The organism is Paucihalobacter sp., from assembly GCF_036825875.1.
Lineage (GTDB): Bacteria > Bacteroidota > Bacteroidia > Flavobacteriales > Flavobacteriaceae > Paucihalobacter.
Window position 1 is genome coordinate 42,413 of record NZ_DAISXK010000010.1, and the last position, 16,295, is coordinate 58,707.

Below are 16,295 nucleotides of genomic sequence, written 5' to 3' on the forward strand. Positions count from 1 at the left end.
GTCACAATCAACGATACGCCATTAGCTGACAATCCATCCGATGTAGAATCTTGCGATGAATACGAACTACCAGCGTTAACCAATGGTAACTACTTCACAGGACCAAACGGCACAGGCACAGCATTAAGCGCAGGCGATAAGATTACGACCACCCAAACCATCTATGTTTACGCAGAAACAAATACGAATCCAAATTGTTTTGCAGAAAATAGTTTTGAGGTAACAATTAATGAAAGTCCTGTTGTAGATATTAAAGCACAAAATCCAATATGTATCGATGCAGATTCAATTCAATTAGAGGCTACTCCAATAGGTGGAACTTTTAGTGGGTCTGGTGTAAGTGGAAATGGAATTTTCAACCCTCAAATGGCTGGTGTAGTAATCACAACCATTACATATGATTTTACGGATGAGAATGGTTGTTTCAGCACCGTTGAAATTGAAATTGAAGTTATAGCACTTCCGTTATTCATAGAAGTTGATGAACCAGAATGTGATGAAGTTTTCGGAACTTATTCAGTTGAATTAATAGTGACTAAAGGAACTGTTACATCTAACTTTGGTGATCCAGTAGACAATGGCGATAACAATTGGACTATTGTAAACATTCCAGTAGGCCAGAATATAGTGGTAACAGTCGCCGATGAAATAGGTTGCGAAAACAGTATTGAAGTTGTTGCTCCTGAATGCATCTGCATCGAACTTGATTATTCTTTCACTGATATCACTTGTTTCGGACTTAACGATGGTAAGATCATAGTAGATTTCGTAACTGAAGGAGCAACAGTTACAGTCAACGGCGAACCCTACAACCCAAATACTCATTATGCCCCTGGAGCGTACACTATTGAAGCATTCTTTGAAGGTAATGATGATGAAAGATGTTTTATCGAGGCAACTTTTGAACTTACGGAACCTGATCAAGTGGATGTTCAAGTTTCATCAACTAATGTAAGTTGCTTTGGAGCTGCAGATGGCACCATAACTATCGATTTCTTAAGTGAAGGTGCAACTTATACCATTAAAAAGAGTGGCTTTGGAGCTGATTTAAGTGGTCAGGATACTTTTGGTCCAGGATGGTATGTAATAGAAGCAACGATTCCTGGTCCTGAAACAGAAGGCGAATCACTAGAAAACGGTTCATTAAATAGAGCAGTTAATCCTTGTATCGATACAGTTATTGTTACTATTAATGAGCCAGAACCAATTGAGTGTGAAATTATCCCTGGATTTAATCCTGATAAATATGCCTGTGGTGAGCATAAACAGAATTATCTAGAAGTTATTTCAACTGGTGGAGTAGGTGAACTAGAATATAACTGGACAGCTACAAATGGAAAAGGATGGGAAATATTCCAAGGGAATGGTACAGATAAAATATACTTTACAATGGGCTATGGTACAGAGATTTTCACTGTCGAAATTACAGATGAAAATGGTTGTGTTACGACATGCACTTATGAAATAACATCAAATTGTGGCACAAAGCAAAGTAATACAAAACCAAATTTAATGTACGGTTGGAACATGTTAAGCAGAAACTCCATAGAGCCAATACAGTTGTATCCTAATCCGGTTAAAGAGGCATTGAATATTAAAGTATTGCAAAATCTAGATACCGAGTTAACTGTAGAAATATTTGATCTTATCGGAGCTAGAGCTTTTGCTCAATCATATAAAACTGTAAAGGAAAATCAAGTAATAAATGTTGATTTCTCTGAATTCAAGAGTAATGTTTACTACATTAAGTTTTCAACTAAACACGAATCATTTATCAAAAAAGTGATATTAGATAAATAAGTAATCTTATTGATTTGATAGCAACTTTCATTGCCCCTAACTAAATTAGTTAGGGGCAATGTTTTTTTATTGAGCAAATAACTGATCTAAATCTTTAAAAGCCTTAAACTCTAAAGCGTTTCCGGCTGGGTCATAAAAAAACATAGTGGTTTGCTCGCCCACTAGACCTTCATAGCGAATATAGGGTTCGATAACGAACTTTACCGATTTTGCTTTTAAGTGATTTGCGAAATTCTCAAATTCATTCCACGGTAACACTACGCCATAATGTGGCACAGGTACATCTTTTCCGTCCACTGGATTGGTATGTAAAGTTTCCTCCGTTTTTGGTTTATGATGAATCACAAGTTGGTGGCCAAAAAAATTAAAATCTACCCAATGATCGCTGCTTCTGCCTTCTTTACAGTTTAAAACATCTCTGTAAAAAACACGGCATTCATCTAAATTGTGTACTGGAATAGCAATATGAAAAGGTGAAAGTTTGTTCATAAGTATTGATTTTTAATTTGAGAGAAGTTTTACTTATTCAATCTATTTTGGTTCGACTTCAATTCAGATTTGAAGGTCTTATCTGAGGATTCTAAAAGTTCATTTAATTTTGATAATTCGTCTTTGGTTAGCGCTCTGTAGGTTCCTGACTCAACATCAAGTTTAATGTTCATTATTCTAACACGTTTTAAGGTTTCAACTTCATAATCTAAATATTCACACATACGTCTAATTTGACGATTTAAACCTTGGGTTAATATAATTTTGAAGGTTAAATGATCAATTTTTTCAACTTTACACTTTTTTGTAATTGTATCAAGTATCGGTACGCCGTTGGCCATACGTTCAATAAAAGTCTGCGATATGGGTTTATTTACGGCAACAATATATTCCTTTTCGTGGTTGTTACTAGCTCGAAGAATTTTATTGACTATATCGCCATCATCGGTTAGTAAAATTAAACCTTCACTAGCCTTGTCTAAACGACCAATAGGAAAAATTCGTTTATGAAAATTTATATATTCAATGATATTGTTTTTTTCAACTTTTGTATCGGTGGTGCAAACTATACCAATTGGTTTGTTAAATGCCAAATAAGTAAAACCTTCATTTTTATTTGAAATAATTTGACCATCTACTTTTACAATGTCGTTTTCACTTATTTTAGTTCCCATTTCTGGTACTTGGTCGTTTATGGTTACACGTTTGGCATCTATTAGTTTGTCTGCTTCACGTCTGGAGCAATAGCCAACTTCGCTTAGATACTTGTTAATTCTTGTGAGTTTAGGTTCCATTGTGTTTTATAATTCGGATACGATAAATTCTTCAATATAGGAAGCAATTGTTTCGTTATTAAGCGAATGACCAAATCCTTTTGTGGTTATTAATTGACCTTTCTGAGCATGTTTGTGAATAAGAACTGCGTCGTTGTAAGGAATTATGGCGTCGTCTTCATCGTGAATTATCAAACTCTGTTGATTTAATTCTTTAATTATCTTAGAAGTTGAAAATTCTTGCGAAGTCTTACCAAAACGTTCAATTATAATACTATCAATTCTTTTTGTAATACGCTGGTTATATCCCAACATGTTGGTGTATCTTTCCATAACATCGGTAAACTCTGATGGTGCACCAAGTAGCACCAATTTATGTACGGATTCAAGTTGGTATTTTTGTTGAAAAAATACCGCAGACATCCCGCCAACAGAATGGCCAATAATGATGTTAGGTTTAAATCTTTTGGCAACAACCGCTATAAATTCTGAATACAAAATTGCGTTGAAATCTTTACTACCAGAACGGCCGTGTGCAGGAGCATCTAATGCTACCACATTGAAACCAGATTTGTTGAGTTGTTTGATTAGTTTTTTCCACCGCGACGCATTACTTTCCCAGCCGTGTGCAAGCAAAATTGTTTCTTTTTTCCCCAACCATCGGTAAGTCATCACTGGAAATTGATTGTAGGTCAATTCTTCTTTGAATGCTGTGCCCAAAAAATCGGCTTGTTTTTCTTTTATGTAACCTTTGCGTGGTGTAGTGAATAATTTTAAGGCTTTATTTGCCGCATAGTCTTGAGAAAAATAGCTCAAGATGTTGTAATAATTTCCTATTATTTTAATGATTAACGACTTCATTTAGGCTTCTCTATTGGCTTTGTCAATTGAAAAGGCCGGTGTGCAAATAGCGATATATTCACATGGCATTTCAAATGGATTAGAATATTGTACTCTTGTATTTTTATGAATTTTTATAGATTCACCAGCATTTAAAACTATAATCTCGTTGTCTATCAGAAATTGTTTTTGGCCTGAAATTATATAAGTTACTTCATCAAATTCTGGTGTTTGAAACGGTTCGCTCCAACCCGGTGGCGCAATCATATGTGCTACGCTTAAGTTTGAGTTTCCATCACTTGCCAAACCGAAATGTTCCTCTATTAATTTTCCGTCTGTTGTTGGAACTATAAAGGGCGACGTTTGTTTAGTATATTTTTTCAAGTGCTATTTTTTTTCGCTACCAATGCAGCATAAAGTATTTTATTTTTGCTTTTCCAGGGATTTGTAAGACGTCGATTGTCGTGTTTTGTTCAAACCTAATGCTTGCTGGAAGCTCATTTTTATCAATGGTGAATGACGCATTCAGTTCTTTTACGGTAACTACAACACTACCAATTAAATTGTCTATTTTATTTATTTTATAATTATCCTTAATATCCTTGAAAGTGCTTATTCTTGAAATTCCTTTGGCAGTTTTAAACTGAGCATTTTCAATTCTTACTGTTTTTATTGTTGCAGTAGAATCTTTTGCAACGGTTGGACTTAAAATCAAAAGTTTTTTACCTTCTGGGTTGAAAATTTCAATATTATAGTTATTCCCGGTAAATGCATTGCTGCTTTCAAAATTTGCAATAGAGTCGTTTGGAAAGATGCTTTTCAAATCCTTAACCTGTGTTGAGTCGTTTAATTTGCCAATGTAGCGCTTACCAATTTCGAACGGATCTTGCTCTTTGGTGCAGCTAACTGCGAAACTGAGAATTAGAGTGATGAGGATTAATTTTTTGAACATATAATTTTAAATTTATTTCATTAGTTTAGTTAGAATGCCTAAAACACTTCTTATAACAGTTGGGCTGCTCAATATTTTTGTGAAAGGATTTTGTGTGGTTCTTCTTCTGCTAGTAGTAGTTTTCGTTCTAGTCGCTTTTTTCTGATCTTCAGCTTCTTTTTCAGCCTTTTCTTTAGCTGCATCAGTTTCTGCCTCTAAAATTTTATACTTTAATATTTCATAGGCACTTTCTCTGTCAATAACTTCATTGTATTTTTTTATCAACTCCGATTTTGACAGTAAGGTTTTGAGTTCAGATTCTGATAAAATATCCATTCTACTTGCTGGAGCACGAAGCATAGTTGCAGCGAGTGGCGTTGGTCGTCCTTTTTCATCTAAAGCTGAAATTAAAGCCTCACCTATACCTAATGATGTCAGTATTTCAGATGTTTTATAATAGGGTGAATCTGGATAGTTTTCGGCTGTTAATTTAATAGCTTTTCTGTCCTTAGCCGTAAAAGCACGAAGCGCGTGTTGTACTTTCAATCCCAATTGTCCTAATACTTCTTCAGGTACATCGGTTGGGTTTTGAGTTACAAAATAAATACCCACACCCTTACTTCTTATTAATTTAATAATGCTTTCAATCTGGTTTAAAAGTGCTTTGGATGCTTCTTTAAAAATAAGATGGGCTTCATCAATAAACATGACGAGTTCAGGCTTGTCTGCATCGCCTTTTTCAGGAAATGTTTGATAAATTTCAGCCAATAAACTCAACATGAAAGTTGAAAACAACTTTGGTTTATCTTGAATATCTGTAAGTCGTATTATATTGATAAAACCTTTTCCACTTTTGTCAATTCTTAATAAATCTTGAGGATCGAACGACTTCTCGCCAAAAAACAGATCGCCGCCTTGCTGTTCAATTTCAACAATTTTTCTCAAAATAGCACCTGTTGAAGCGGTTGCAATGCGACCATATTCGCTTTCGAAAGCTTCCTTGCCGTCGCCAGTGGAAAACTGTAACACACTTTTGAAATCTTTTAGGTCTAAAAGTGGCATTTCGTGGTCGTCGCAATATTTAAATATTACCGACACTATTCCCGATTGGGTATCGGTTAAGTCTAAAATTCGTGATATTAGAACAGGACCAAATTCACTAACAGTAGCACGTAACCTAACACCATTTTGAGCAGATAAGGATAAAATTTCAACAGGATAAGCTTGCGCTTGAAAAGGCAATCCAATTAATTGATGACGTTCATCAATTTTAGGATGTCCAGGACTAGGCATTGCTATACCACTTAAATCACCTTTCACATCCATTAGTAATACAGGAATACCTTTTTCTGAAAGATTTTCAGCTAAAACTTGGAGTGTTTTGGTTTTTCCAGTACCTGTGGCGCCTGCGATAAGTCCGTGACGGTTGAGTGTACGAAGCGGTATTTTAACGTGTGCGTTGGTAATAACTTCGCCATCTAGCATGGCCGCACCTATCGAAATACTATCGCCCTTATATGTGTTACCTGCTAAAATATGGTTGAAAAAAGCTTGCTTTTCGGACATGCATTAAATTTTGTATAAAAATACTGTAATTTTAGTCAAGTTTAAAATCGTAAAAATGAAAAATATCTTGATAATTGCTATGGTGCTTTTGGGAGTATTACAATTAAGTTGTGAACAAAAAAATAGCGTCATCTTTCATGAATCTCATGAACTCAAAAAAGCGAATGCGCCATTTAGTGATGCCGTTGAAATTGATAATTTGTTCTTTCTTTCTGGTCAAATTGGCATGGACCATAGCACCAGAACATTGGTTGAAGGTGGAATTAAAGCCGAAACGTTGCAAACAATTAAAAACATAGAAGCAGTACTTAAGCATCATAACTTAGGTCTAGAAAATGTAATCAAATGCACCGTTATTTTGAGCGACATCAATGATTTTGCTACTTTTAATGAAATCTATATTCAGTATTTCAAACAAAAACCTTCCAGAACAACTTTTGCTGCTTCAGGATTGGCTGCCAACGCTAGTATTGAAATTGAAGTAGTGGCATTTAGATAGCTAAACATTTATTGAGTTTAAGCTATTTTTTTCGTTTATTGATTTATCTTTGCAGCCCATGAAAAAAGAAATACAGCAACTGGTAAATCAAGGCAAAATGTTGCCTCTAATGGAGGAGTTTTACACCATTCAGGGTGAAGGATTTCACAAAGGAACTGCGGCGTATTTTATTCGCGTTGGTGGTTGTGATGTTGGATGCCATTGGTGCGATGTGAAAGAAAGTTGGAATGCAGATCTTCATCCTCCAATAGAGATCAATAAAATAGTTGATAACGCTGTAAAATTTTCTGATACTATTGTAATTACTGGCGGTGAGCCATTAACTTGGGATATGACCGAATTAACTAGTCAGCTTAAGGAAAAGGGCTTAAATATTCATATTGAAACTTCTGGGGCTTATCCGTTAACAGGTATTTGGGACTGGATTTGTTTGTCGCCAAAAAAATTAAAATTGCCTACCGAGGAAATCTATCAAAAAGCGCACGAGCTAAAAGTAATCGTATTTAACAACAATGATTTTAGATTCGCTGAGGAGCAAGCTGCTAAAGTAAACAAAGATTGTATTTTATACCTTCAGCCAGAGTGGAGCAAGCGGGAAAAAGTAACACCAAGTATTGTAGATTACGTAATGAAACATCCAAAGTGGAAGGTATCATTACAAACTCACAAGTATTTAAATATTCCCTAATAAAAAAGCCCGAGATTAACTCAGGCTTTTCAAAATTTATTCAATTTTGTTATTTTTTAAATGGAACAGCCAAACGCATAGTTCCCCAACCTAAATGCAGGTGAACGCCATCTGTCGCTTCTTCAAAAGCCATAGAAAAAGCTTCTAAAGATTCTTTCCCTTCTTTTAAAGGGACGGTGGTTCTAGCGACATCTTTAGATTCATCATAACTATACGACCCCCAAACGTTTATATCTTTATTGATTATTACGGTCCATTCTTTATCACCAGGTATGGTATAAAGTATGTAAGTTCCAGCTTTAACTGTTTTATTACCTAGTTTCATGTCTACATAAAAGGTAATTTCAGCTGCTTCATTAGCGCCTGTTCTCCAAACTTTTCCATTTGGAGCCAAATCGGCTAGTGATCTTCCGTTAAGTTGCGGACGGCTATAAGTTACTTTAACTAATTTGTTGGACTCTTTGTAGCTACTTGGAAAAGCTGTAGCGTCCATCGGACTTTTATCTAATCCTTTAAATTCTTGAGCGATTGCTGTTTGAAAGCAAAACATCATAGTGGCAAAACCTACTATGGTAATTATTGATTTATTCATAAAATATAATTTTTGTTAAAAATAAAACATTTGATTCTTAATCATATTTCAAAAAGTATAAACAAACGTTAATTTTTTAAATATACAGTAGATGTTTTTAGGTCATTCCAGAATATTTACAACTTCAAAAACTTTAAGGTCTTTCGTCCAGTATTGCTGTGAACATTCATAAAATAACTACCAGCTGATAAGTTGTCAACTTTAAACTGATAATTTTTTGTCTGCTTAAAAAATATAATTTCTCTAGTTAATTGTTCAATAAAGCGTCCTTGTATATCGTAAATTTCTATTACAACATTATCGGAAGATTCAAAGGCAATATTTAACTCCAGCACTTCCTTAATGGGGTTTTCAACTATAGAAATGTTCAGTACAGGTATCATTTCAACTTCAGTAGTATCTATAGATAAAGAGCCATCCGTGTATTCATAAATGGATGTGCCACAGCCATAAGCAAGGTTTGAATTAACAATAAAAATTCGATTCAAATTATTACCTACACCTGTATCTGTCCATGTTTGTCCACCATTGGTAGTTTCGTAAAAACCAGTAGTATGTCCGCCCATCCAGCCTATATCTTCAGTAATGAAACCAACTGCTTGTATATTTGTTTCTGGTGCGTCAAAACTCTGCCAGGTAGTGCCGCTATCATTACTTTTGATGAGTTTGCCTAAATGTGGCGCCACCGACGAAACGGCTCCAAAAATTATGTTAGGATTAGCTTCTAATGCTTGTAATTTCCAAACATATTCGCCCTGAATATTTGAATTATAAATTTCAGTCCAAGTCGTACCGCCGTCTTCGGTTTTTAGCAAACATGCACCGTTGTTATTTTGTCCACCAGCGTACCCAACTAGTTCATCCATAAACAAAATTTCAACTAAGGCTGTGGCATAATCAGACATATCGGTATATACCCAGTTCACGCCAGCATCCGTAGATTTTATAACAAAAGCTGGTCCGAAAAAGGCACCACAGCCATAAATAGTAGTGTCGTTTACAGCATCTAATCCGCAAATAGCTAGAGGATTCGGGGTAATGTTAGTTACGGTTTCCCAATTGTCACCGCCATCAGTTGTTTTTAAAAACAAACTGTTTAAAGTGCCTAGAAACCCAATGTTTTCATTTAAAAATTCGATATTTCTAAAATAGAAAGCACCACCTAGATCTGCTTCAGTAAGTTGCTCTTCCCAAGTTGCGCCGCCATCGATAGTTTTATAAACTGCGGCGAAAAAACCATTAGCCGCCCAACCTGTATTATCATTCAAAAAAAATACATCATCAAACCTTTGACCGCTGGTATTATTGTCAATATTGGTATGTTGCCAAGTTTGGCCTTGAATGAATGCTGTTGATAGTAGAAAAACTAAAGCTAAAAATTTCATTTTGTAAAAATAAGTAAGTTAATTAATTCATTTAAGTTATAAAAATTATTTTTATTTCATTTTAAGATTACAAAATGAAACTAATATATTCAATATAGTTTTATATATGAAAGTTAAAATTCACTTTTGCATGAATAAAAATAATAAAAAGTTATGTGTGGAATTGTTTGTGCTTTCGATTTAAAACAAAAATCTGAAGATTTAAGACCTCAATTGTTAGAAATGTCTAAAATTATTCGTCATCGCGGTCCGGATTGGAGCGGAATTTATAGTAACGATAAAGCTATTTTGGCTCATGAACGTTTGGCTATTGTTGATCCGGCTTCAGGAAAACAACCCTTATTAAGTGCGGATAAAAAACTTATTTTGGCAGCCAATGGCGAAATATACAATCACCGTTCCTTGCGCAAACAGTTTGATGGAAAATATGAATTTCAAACGGAAAGCGACTGCGAAGTTATTTTGGCCTTATACCAAGAAAAGGGTGTTGATTTTATTGATGAAATGAATGGTATTTTTGGATTTGCCATTTATGATGTTGAAAAAGATGAATACTTCATTGCGCGCGATCACATGGGAATTATACCTCTTTACATTGGCTGGGATAAAAACGGAACCTTTTATGCGGCTTCCGAATTAAAAGCCTTGGAAGGGTATTGCACTAAAATCGAATTATTTCCGCCAGGACATTATATGAGCAGTAAAGATGGAAAGTTCGTTAAATGGTATAACCGTGAATGGAATGAATACGATGCTGTAAAGGACAACGAAACCAGTATTGCTAAAATTAAAGAAGCGCTTGAAGCGGCAGTGCACCGACAATTAATGAGTGACGTGCCATACGGCGTGTTACTTTCTGGTGGATTAGATTCTTCTGTTACTTCAGCCATAGCCAAAAAATATGCCGAGAAACGCATCGAATCCGATGATACCCAAGCAGCTTGGTGGCCACAATTACACAGTTTTTCTGTTGGATTAGAAGGTTCCCCAGATTTAGCAGCTGCCAGAAAAGTGGCTGATCACATTGATACCATTCATCATGAAATTAAATTCACTATTCAAGAAGGTTTAGATGCCATTAAAGATGTGATTTACAATTTAGAAACCTATGATATTACAACTGTTAGAGCCTCAACACCCATGTATTTAATGGCAAGAGTGATAAAATCTATGGGCATAAAAATGGTATTATCGGGTGAAGGTGCCGATGAGCTTTTTGGTGGTTATTTGTATTTTCACAAAGCTCCTAATGCCAGAGAATTTCACGAAGAAACGGTTCGGAAATTGAGCAAGCTACACATGTACGATTGCTTGCGAGCTAATAAAAGTTTGGCAGCTTGGGGTATTGAAGGCCGTGTACCATTCTTGGATAAAGAATTTATGGATGTCGCCATGCGAATCAACCCTCAAGATAAAATGATAAACGGTGAACGTATGGAAAAATGGGTGGTGCGTAAAGCCTTCGAAGATATGCTACCTGCTAGTGTGGCCTGGAGACAAAAAGAGCAATTTAGCGATGGCGTTGGTTATAGTTGGATTGACACCTTGAAAGAAGTAGTTGCCAAAGAGGTCACTGATGAACAGTTGGCCAATGCCAAATACATGTTTCCATTGCAAACGCCTACTTCTAAAGAAGAGTTTTATTACCGTTCTATTTTTGCAGATCACTTCCCGAGTGATGCTGCAGCCTTGTGTGTACCACAAGAACCAAGTGTAGCTTGTAGTACTAAAATTGCTTTAGAATGGGACGAGGCCTTTAAAAACATGAATGACCCTAGTGGTAGGGCAGTCGCTAAAGTGCATACAGATGCTTATTAATTTTAAACGAGAATTTGAATTCTCGTTTTTTTCTTACAATATTTTATCGCTGAAAATTAAGGTTGATAATGGAGATATTTTATTCAAATATTACAACATTCAAATACAAAAAATTTATACAATTCATCGCATCAGCTTAAAATGAATGTGCTGTTAAATATTATTTTAAAATCTATCAATTAAAATGTATAGCCAATTCTTAAATCAAAAAAATCTGCCACATGCCTATGTGCCTTTAGGCTAAAACCAGCAAAAATATGTTTGGTGAAATTATAAAATAAGCTATAGCGCTGGTATACATCATCATTAATTCGAAAATCGTTAAAATAATAGATTCCAAGCTCTTGACTAAAGGTAACTTTTCCCAACCAAAATTCATGTCCGACCAATGCTGCTGCCTGAGCAAAACTAACATCCATACCTTCTAAATTTAGTTGTTCCCTTCTAGAATAATCAAGAATTAATTCAGTGCCCGCAGTCACGGCGCTTCGGCCTCCCATCCAACGGCTATATTTGCCCATAAAGCCAAAAACATAAAATTTATCTTTATCACCTACATTGGCATTACTCCAACCGGAAAAGTGAGCAAAACTAAAACGTTCTTTGTTTTCTGGGGGTTTTCTGTTGCCAATTTTATCTAAATCAGGATAATCAACAGGGTTTAAACTCTTATTAACACCAAAACTCAAAGATGGAAAATTCAGTCCTTTGTTCGGAGCCCTTATACCACCATTTGAGGTGTGATTATACTTAGCGGCAAACCTCAAGTTCCAAGAATCTGTTAAGCGATAATTTAAACCAAAGCCAACCATAATTGCAAAACTTAAATTGGTACTGTAAGTCTCATTTAGAGGATTAGTGACTGTGTTGTAGGGTTCCGTTAAATAAGCGCCACCTAGACCCATTCTAAAAAAAAGATTAGTTTTCTTCTGGGTTCTAAAGTAGGGTTCAACATAGCTCATAATCAAAATACCATTGCCCAGTACATCTTTTTTGTCCAAGTTCCATAGAGCGAGATCTATACCTATCCTTGGAAAACAATTGCAGAATTCCCAAGCGTTCTGCGTGAGTAATAAACGGCTCCAATCTAAACTTATGGCGGACGGGTAGGCATTGCCAATTTCTCTTAAAGATGATGTGTGCTTTAAAATAAATCCATAATCGACATTTACACCTATAATAGTTGGATTTTTTACAAATTTTGTTGAATCAGACTGACTTAAAGTAAAATTTATAAAAATTACAGAGATTATAAAAAATTGCAAAATTTTTTCCATTTCAGACTTTTAAATTTTAAATCTAAGAGTGGCATCAATAATTGATTTTAATACTTGAAACGCAGAGATTTTCGAGGTTCTATTTTTCGCTTGAAATTAAAATTAAATCTTCTTGAGGCGCAACTAAATATTCTGCGCCATTTTCAGTAACAACAGCCATTTCCTCTACAGAAATAGTTTTGATATTGCCATCTGCTAATTTCCATGCATGGAAACCGTCAAAGGCGAAAGTCATTCCTGCTTTCAGTATTTTCTCACTTGCGGGTCTTACATGCGACTCTTGAGAGCCTCCAAGATTTGGGCCAACATCATGGGCTACGTATCCAACGGGATGTCCAGTGCTCCACATCACATATTCAGAACCAGCTTTTGTCATTAAAACGCGTTGTGCTTTATCAACATCAACACCACGAACCCCAGGTATCATAGCGGCTAGAGCGGCTCTATTGCCTGCTTTTGAGCTGTTCCAGTAATGCATAATATCATCAGGTGCTTCGGTTTCTCCTTTTTTAAGCACATAAGCAAATCGTTGAATATCACTTACCCAACGGTTGTGAATTTTTATACCAAAATCAATTTGAATCACATCTCCAGGTAAAATGACTTTATCAGTGGCATGAGAATGTCCACGATCTGGGCCGGAATTAACATTCGGATTCTGGTCTGGTGACCAACCATCAGAGACACCGTAAGTCTTCATTTTTTCTTTAAGAAACCTAGCAATGTCGGCATCGGTAGTTTTGCCTGGAACTACTTGCTGATAGGCTTCAATTTGCCAATCTACGGTGAGCTGAGCAGCTTTTCGTAAAATGGCAACTTCTTCAGGAAGTTTTATCGATAACCATTCATATACGACATCAGTAGAAGCAACCAATCGCTCTGAAAGTTCACCCAATTGAGTTTCTAAATCTTTAAATTGGGTGTAGGATAAGCCATCTGCCATGGCATTACTAGTCGAGGTATTTACAGCTATGGTTTTAAAATCATGTTCCTTTATAAAATCAACAGCCATACCAATTGCCGAAGTTCTTCGCTCCACAGAAACCACTGTGTCGTGGATATCTAATTCATCCAACGCAGTACTTTCACCCGATGGGGAAAAGACCATTGAATGAAAACCTTCTAAATCATTATAGAAAAGAAAAGCTGCTGTGCCACCAGCATTTTCTCCGCCAATATGATCGGCTAATGGGTCATTGTTGTTTTCACTGCAAATTATCAACCAGCAATCAACATTTGCAGTCTTTAGCGCCTGAGGTAAAAGTGTTTTTATGCGCTGTTTTCTTATGTCTGGCCATGGATTTTCACCCCATATTTCTGAAGGCTTAATAGTGGACTCTTGTACGGTATTGCAATTGAAAAATATAAATAGACAGGAAATAATTAGAATTTGAAGGCTTTTCATTGTAGAGGATTATGATTTCTTAATAAAGATATAATTAAGATTTTAATATTGAAAGAAAATCGTTTTAGAATACTTAAAAACCATGATTTCAAGTGGCACATTTGGGAAGTTAAATTTCAATAATTTACTTCTAAGCCACTTTTGTTTAAATTTAATTTCTAAACATTTTAAAAAAGTGTCAGAATCGAATTTAAGACCTTTTTTAAGCGATTTAAGACACTTTCTAGTTTTAAACAAATGTTGATAATCTATACATACAACAGTTAAAAATGTTTAAAATCACTTAGTTTATTCTTATCTTTGTAAGTATCGAATAAATGATGCCCCTGCATCATTTTTTTATGACCTAAATCAAAACAATTAAAATAAAATTTATGAGCGAAGAAGCTAAAAAGGACAATTATTCCGCAGATAGTATTCAGGCATTAGAAGGAATGGAACACGTGCGTATGCGTCCATCTATGTATATTGGCGACGTTGGCACGAGAGGTTTGCATCATTTGTTGTATGAAGTGGTGGATAACTCCATCGATGAAGCTATGGCCGGCCATTGCGACACTATCGACGTAATTATAAATGAAGACAATTCTATTACTACTGAGGATAATGGTAGAGGTATTCCAGTAGATTTACATAAAAAAGAAGGCGTTTCGGCACTCGAGGTCGTTATGACCAAAATTGGTGCTGGTGGTAAATTTGATAAAGATTCTTACAAAGTATCTGGTGGTCTGCATGGTGTTGGTGTGAGTTGTGTTAATGCTTTATCCGAACATCTTACTGCAACAGTTTACAGAGATGGTAAGATCTATCGTCAAGAATACCAACGAGGTAAGGCACTATATCCCGTAAAGCCCATTGGGGAAACGGATAAAAGAGGAACCGTAATTACTTACAAGCCAGATCCTACAATTTTCACCCAAACTGTAGAATACAGCTATGACACGTTGGCTAGTAGACTTCGGGAGTTGTCTTTTTTAAACAAAGGAATTACCATAACGCTTACCGATAAAAGAACTCCCAACGATAAAGGTGTGTTTGAAACAGAAACTTTTCATTCAGATGAAGGGCTTAAAGAATTTATCAAGTTTCTAGACGGCAATAGAGAGCCTTTAATGAAAGATGTAATCGCTTTTGAAGGTGAAAAAAATGGTGTACCAGTTGAAGTGGCTATGATTTATAACACATCATACGCCGAGAATCTACATTCATATGTCAACAATATCAATACCCATGAAGGCGGGACGCATTTAGCTGGTTTTAGACGAGGTCTAACTATGACGCTTAAAAAATATGCAGATTCTTCAGGTTTAACAGATAAGTTGAAATTTGAGATTGCTGGTGACGATTTCCGTGAAGGTCTAACTGCGATTATCTCTGTAAAAGTTGCAGAACCTCAATTTGAAGGACAAACAAAAACCAAGCTTGGAAATCGCGAAGTTTCTGCCTCTGTAAGTCAGGCTGTTTCAGAAATGCTAACCGATTACTTAGAGGAGCATCCCGATGATGCTAAAATCATTGTTCAAAAAGTAATCTTGGCAGCGCAAGCACGTCATGCAGCACAAAAAGCGCGTGAAATGGTGCAGCGTAAAACTGTAATGAGTATTGGCGGTTTACCAGGTAAATTAAGTGATTGTTCCGAACAGGATCCATCAAAATGCGAAGTATTTCTTGTTGAGGGTGATTCTGCAGGTGGAACTGCAAAACAAGGTCGTGATAGAGCATTTCAAGCCATTTTACCATTGCGTGGTAAAATTTTGAACGTGGAAAAAGCCATGTCGCATAAAGTTTTTGAAAATGAGGAAATAAGAAATATTTATACTGCCTTAGGTGTAACTATTGGTACTGAAGAAGATAGTAAAGCTTTAAATATTTCAAAACTGCGTTATCATAAAATTGTGATTATGTGTGATGCCGATATCGATGGTAGTCACATTGCAACTTTAATATTAACTTTCTTTTTTAGATATATGCGCGAATTGGTTGAGCAAGGTCACGTTTACATTGCAACACCACCGTTATATTTAGTGAAAAAGGGAACTAAAAAAGAATACGCTTGGAGTGACAAAGAACGCGAAGTTATAGCCGAGTCATTTGGTGGTAATGTTGGTATTCAGCGTTACAAAGGTCTGGGTGAAATGAACGCAGAGCAGCTTTGGGATACTACTATGAATCCAGAATTTAGAACTTTGCGTTTGGTTCAAATTGACAATGGAACCGAAGCGGATCGTATTT

At 35.8% G+C, this 16,295-nt stretch carries 14 protein-coding genes and 1 pseudogene; 5 read left to right on the forward strand and 10 right to left on the reverse strand.

Annotated elements, in window-relative coordinates:
• Window positions 1–1,800 (forward strand): T9SS type A sorting domain-containing protein (locus V7Z48_RS04800; protein WP_334112262.1); only part of this gene is annotated, 1,800 nt, incomplete at its 5' end.
• A gap of 66 nt (window positions 1,801–1,866) precedes the next feature.
• On the opposite strand, the gene V7Z48_RS04805 is transcribed toward V7Z48_RS04800, so the two are convergent.
• From V7Z48_RS04805 to V7Z48_RS04830, 6 genes are read right to left on the reverse strand one after another with little or no spacing between them, the layout of a single operon-like run.
• A complete protein-coding gene (locus V7Z48_RS04805) occupies window positions 1,867–2,289 on the reverse strand; it encodes a VOC family protein (protein WP_334112263.1) in 423 nt (140 codons plus the stop codon).
• A gap of 29 nt (window positions 2,290–2,318) precedes the next feature.
• Window positions 2,319–3,083, reverse strand: coding sequence for a pseudouridine synthase (locus V7Z48_RS04810; protein WP_334112264.1), 765 nt, complete (start codon window positions 3,081–3,083; stop codon window positions 2,319–2,321).
• Between the two features lie 6 nt (window positions 3,084–3,089).
• Entirely contained in the window at window positions 3,090–3,923 is an 834-nt protein-coding gene (locus V7Z48_RS04815) for an alpha/beta fold hydrolase (RefSeq protein ID WP_334112265.1), read from the reverse strand.
• Window positions 3,924–4,286 carry a cupin domain-containing protein gene (locus tag V7Z48_RS04820; protein WP_334112266.1) on the reverse strand — a complete coding sequence of 121 codons (363 nt, stop codon included), beginning with the start codon at window positions 4,284–4,286 and terminating at the stop codon, window positions 3,924–3,926.
• A 16-nt stretch (window positions 4,287–4,302) separates the two neighbouring features.
• A complete protein-coding gene (locus tag V7Z48_RS04825) occupies window positions 4,303–4,854 on the reverse strand; it encodes a hypothetical protein (protein WP_334112267.1) in 552 nt (183 codons plus the stop codon).
• A gap of 12 nt (window positions 4,855–4,866) precedes the next feature.
• Complete coding sequence (locus tag V7Z48_RS04830) at window positions 4,867–6,399, reverse strand: helicase HerA-like domain-containing protein (protein WP_334112268.1); 1,533 nt, start codon at window positions 6,397–6,399, stop codon at window positions 4,867–4,869.
• A gap of 55 nt (window positions 6,400–6,454) precedes the next feature.
• Between V7Z48_RS04830 and V7Z48_RS04835 the strand changes: the two genes are divergently transcribed.
• Both V7Z48_RS04835 and V7Z48_RS04840 read left to right on the forward strand, forming a co-directional pair.
• On the forward strand, window positions 6,455–6,898 hold the full coding sequence (locus V7Z48_RS04835) for a Rid family detoxifying hydrolase (protein WP_334112269.1): 444 nt from the start codon (window positions 6,455–6,457) through the stop codon (window positions 6,896–6,898).
• 58 nt (window positions 6,899–6,956) lie between these two features.
• Window positions 6,957–7,586: a 7-carboxy-7-deazaguanine synthase QueE gene (locus V7Z48_RS04840; protein ID WP_334112270.1), complete on the forward strand. Its 630-nt coding sequence runs from the start codon at window positions 6,957–6,959 to the stop codon at window positions 7,584–7,586.
• Window positions 7,587–7,635: 49 nt separating this feature from the next.
• Here the strand turns inward: V7Z48_RS04840 and V7Z48_RS04845 are convergent, their stop codons facing one another.
• Together V7Z48_RS04845 and V7Z48_RS04850 are read right to left on the reverse strand one after the other, a co-directional pair.
• Window positions 7,636–8,178 (reverse strand): DUF2911 domain-containing protein, encoded by a 543-nt coding sequence (locus tag V7Z48_RS04845; protein ID WP_334112271.1) that lies wholly within the window; start codon window positions 8,176–8,178, stop codon window positions 7,636–7,638.
• Window positions 8,179–8,294: 116 nt separating this feature from the next.
• Window positions 8,295–9,563 (reverse strand): YCF48-related protein, encoded by a 1,269-nt coding sequence (locus V7Z48_RS04850; RefSeq protein WP_334112272.1) that lies wholly within the window; start codon window positions 9,561–9,563, stop codon window positions 8,295–8,297.
• A 153-nt stretch (window positions 9,564–9,716) separates the two neighbouring features.
• On the opposite strand from V7Z48_RS04850, the gene asnB reads away from it, so the two are divergent.
• Window positions 9,717–11,381, forward strand: coding sequence for an asparagine synthase B (asnB, locus tag V7Z48_RS04855; RefSeq protein WP_334112273.1), 1,665 nt, complete (start codon window positions 9,717–9,719; stop codon window positions 11,379–11,381).
• A 179-nt stretch (window positions 11,382–11,560) separates the two neighbouring features.
• Here the strand turns inward: asnB and V7Z48_RS04860 are convergent, their stop codons facing one another.
• Together V7Z48_RS04860 and V7Z48_RS04865 are read right to left on the reverse strand one after the other, a co-directional pair.
• A complete protein-coding gene (locus tag V7Z48_RS04860; protein ID WP_334112274.1) occupies window positions 11,561–12,658 on the reverse strand; it encodes an acyloxyacyl hydrolase in 1,098 nt (365 codons plus the stop codon).
• A 79-nt stretch (window positions 12,659–12,737) separates the two neighbouring features.
• Window positions 12,738–14,063: a M24 family metallopeptidase gene (locus V7Z48_RS04865; RefSeq protein WP_334112275.1), complete on the reverse strand. Its 1,326-nt coding sequence runs from the start codon at window positions 14,061–14,063 to the stop codon at window positions 12,738–12,740.
• Window positions 14,064–14,437: 374 nt separating this feature from the next.
• Here V7Z48_RS04865 and gyrB point away from each other — a divergent pair.
• A pseudogene (gene gyrB / locus V7Z48_RS04870) lies at window positions 14,438–16,295 on the forward strand (DNA topoisomerase (ATP-hydrolyzing) subunit B); the annotation flags it as partial.

What these genes read in the sequence shown, in the direction of transcription:
- V7Z48_RS04805 (WP_334112263.1), bottom strand. Translation starts at nt 2,289, where the DNA reads ATGAACAAACTTTCACCTTTTCATATTGCTATTCCAGTACACAATTTA.
- V7Z48_RS04810 (WP_334112264.1), bottom strand. Translation starts at nt 3,083, where the DNA reads ATGGAACCTAAACTCACAAGAATTAACAAGTATCTAAGCGAAGTTGGC.
- V7Z48_RS04815 (WP_334112265.1), bottom strand. Translation starts at nt 3,923, where the DNA reads ATGAAGTCGTTAATCATTAAAATAATAGGAAATTATTACAACATCTTG.
- V7Z48_RS04825 (WP_334112267.1), bottom strand. Translation starts at nt 4,854, where the DNA reads ATGTTCAAAAAATTAATCCTCATCACTCTAATTCTCAGTTTCGCAGTT.
- V7Z48_RS04830 (WP_334112268.1), bottom strand. Translation starts at nt 6,399, where the DNA reads ATGTCCGAAAAGCAAGCTTTTTTCAACCATATTTTAGCAGGTAACACA.
- V7Z48_RS04835 (WP_334112269.1), top strand. Translation starts at nt 6,455, where the DNA reads ATGAAAAATATCTTGATAATTGCTATGGTGCTTTTGGGAGTATTACAA.
- V7Z48_RS04840 (WP_334112270.1), top strand. Translation starts at nt 6,957, where the DNA reads ATGAAAAAAGAAATACAGCAACTGGTAAATCAAGGCAAAATGTTGCCT.
- V7Z48_RS04845 (WP_334112271.1), bottom strand. Translation starts at nt 8,178, where the DNA reads ATGAATAAATCAATAATTACCATAGTAGGTTTTGCCACTATGATGTTT.
- V7Z48_RS04850 (WP_334112272.1), bottom strand. Translation starts at nt 9,563, where the DNA reads ATGAAATTTTTAGCTTTAGTTTTTCTACTATCAACAGCATTCATTCAA.
- asnB (WP_334112273.1), top strand. Translation starts at nt 9,717, where the DNA reads ATGTGTGGAATTGTTTGTGCTTTCGATTTAAAACAAAAATCTGAAGAT.
- V7Z48_RS04860 (WP_334112274.1), bottom strand. Translation starts at nt 12,658, where the DNA reads ATGGAAAAAATTTTGCAATTTTTTATAATCTCTGTAATTTTTATAAAT.
- V7Z48_RS04865 (WP_334112275.1), bottom strand. Translation starts at nt 14,063, where the DNA reads ATGAAAAGCCTTCAAATTCTAATTATTTCCTGTCTATTTATATTTTTC.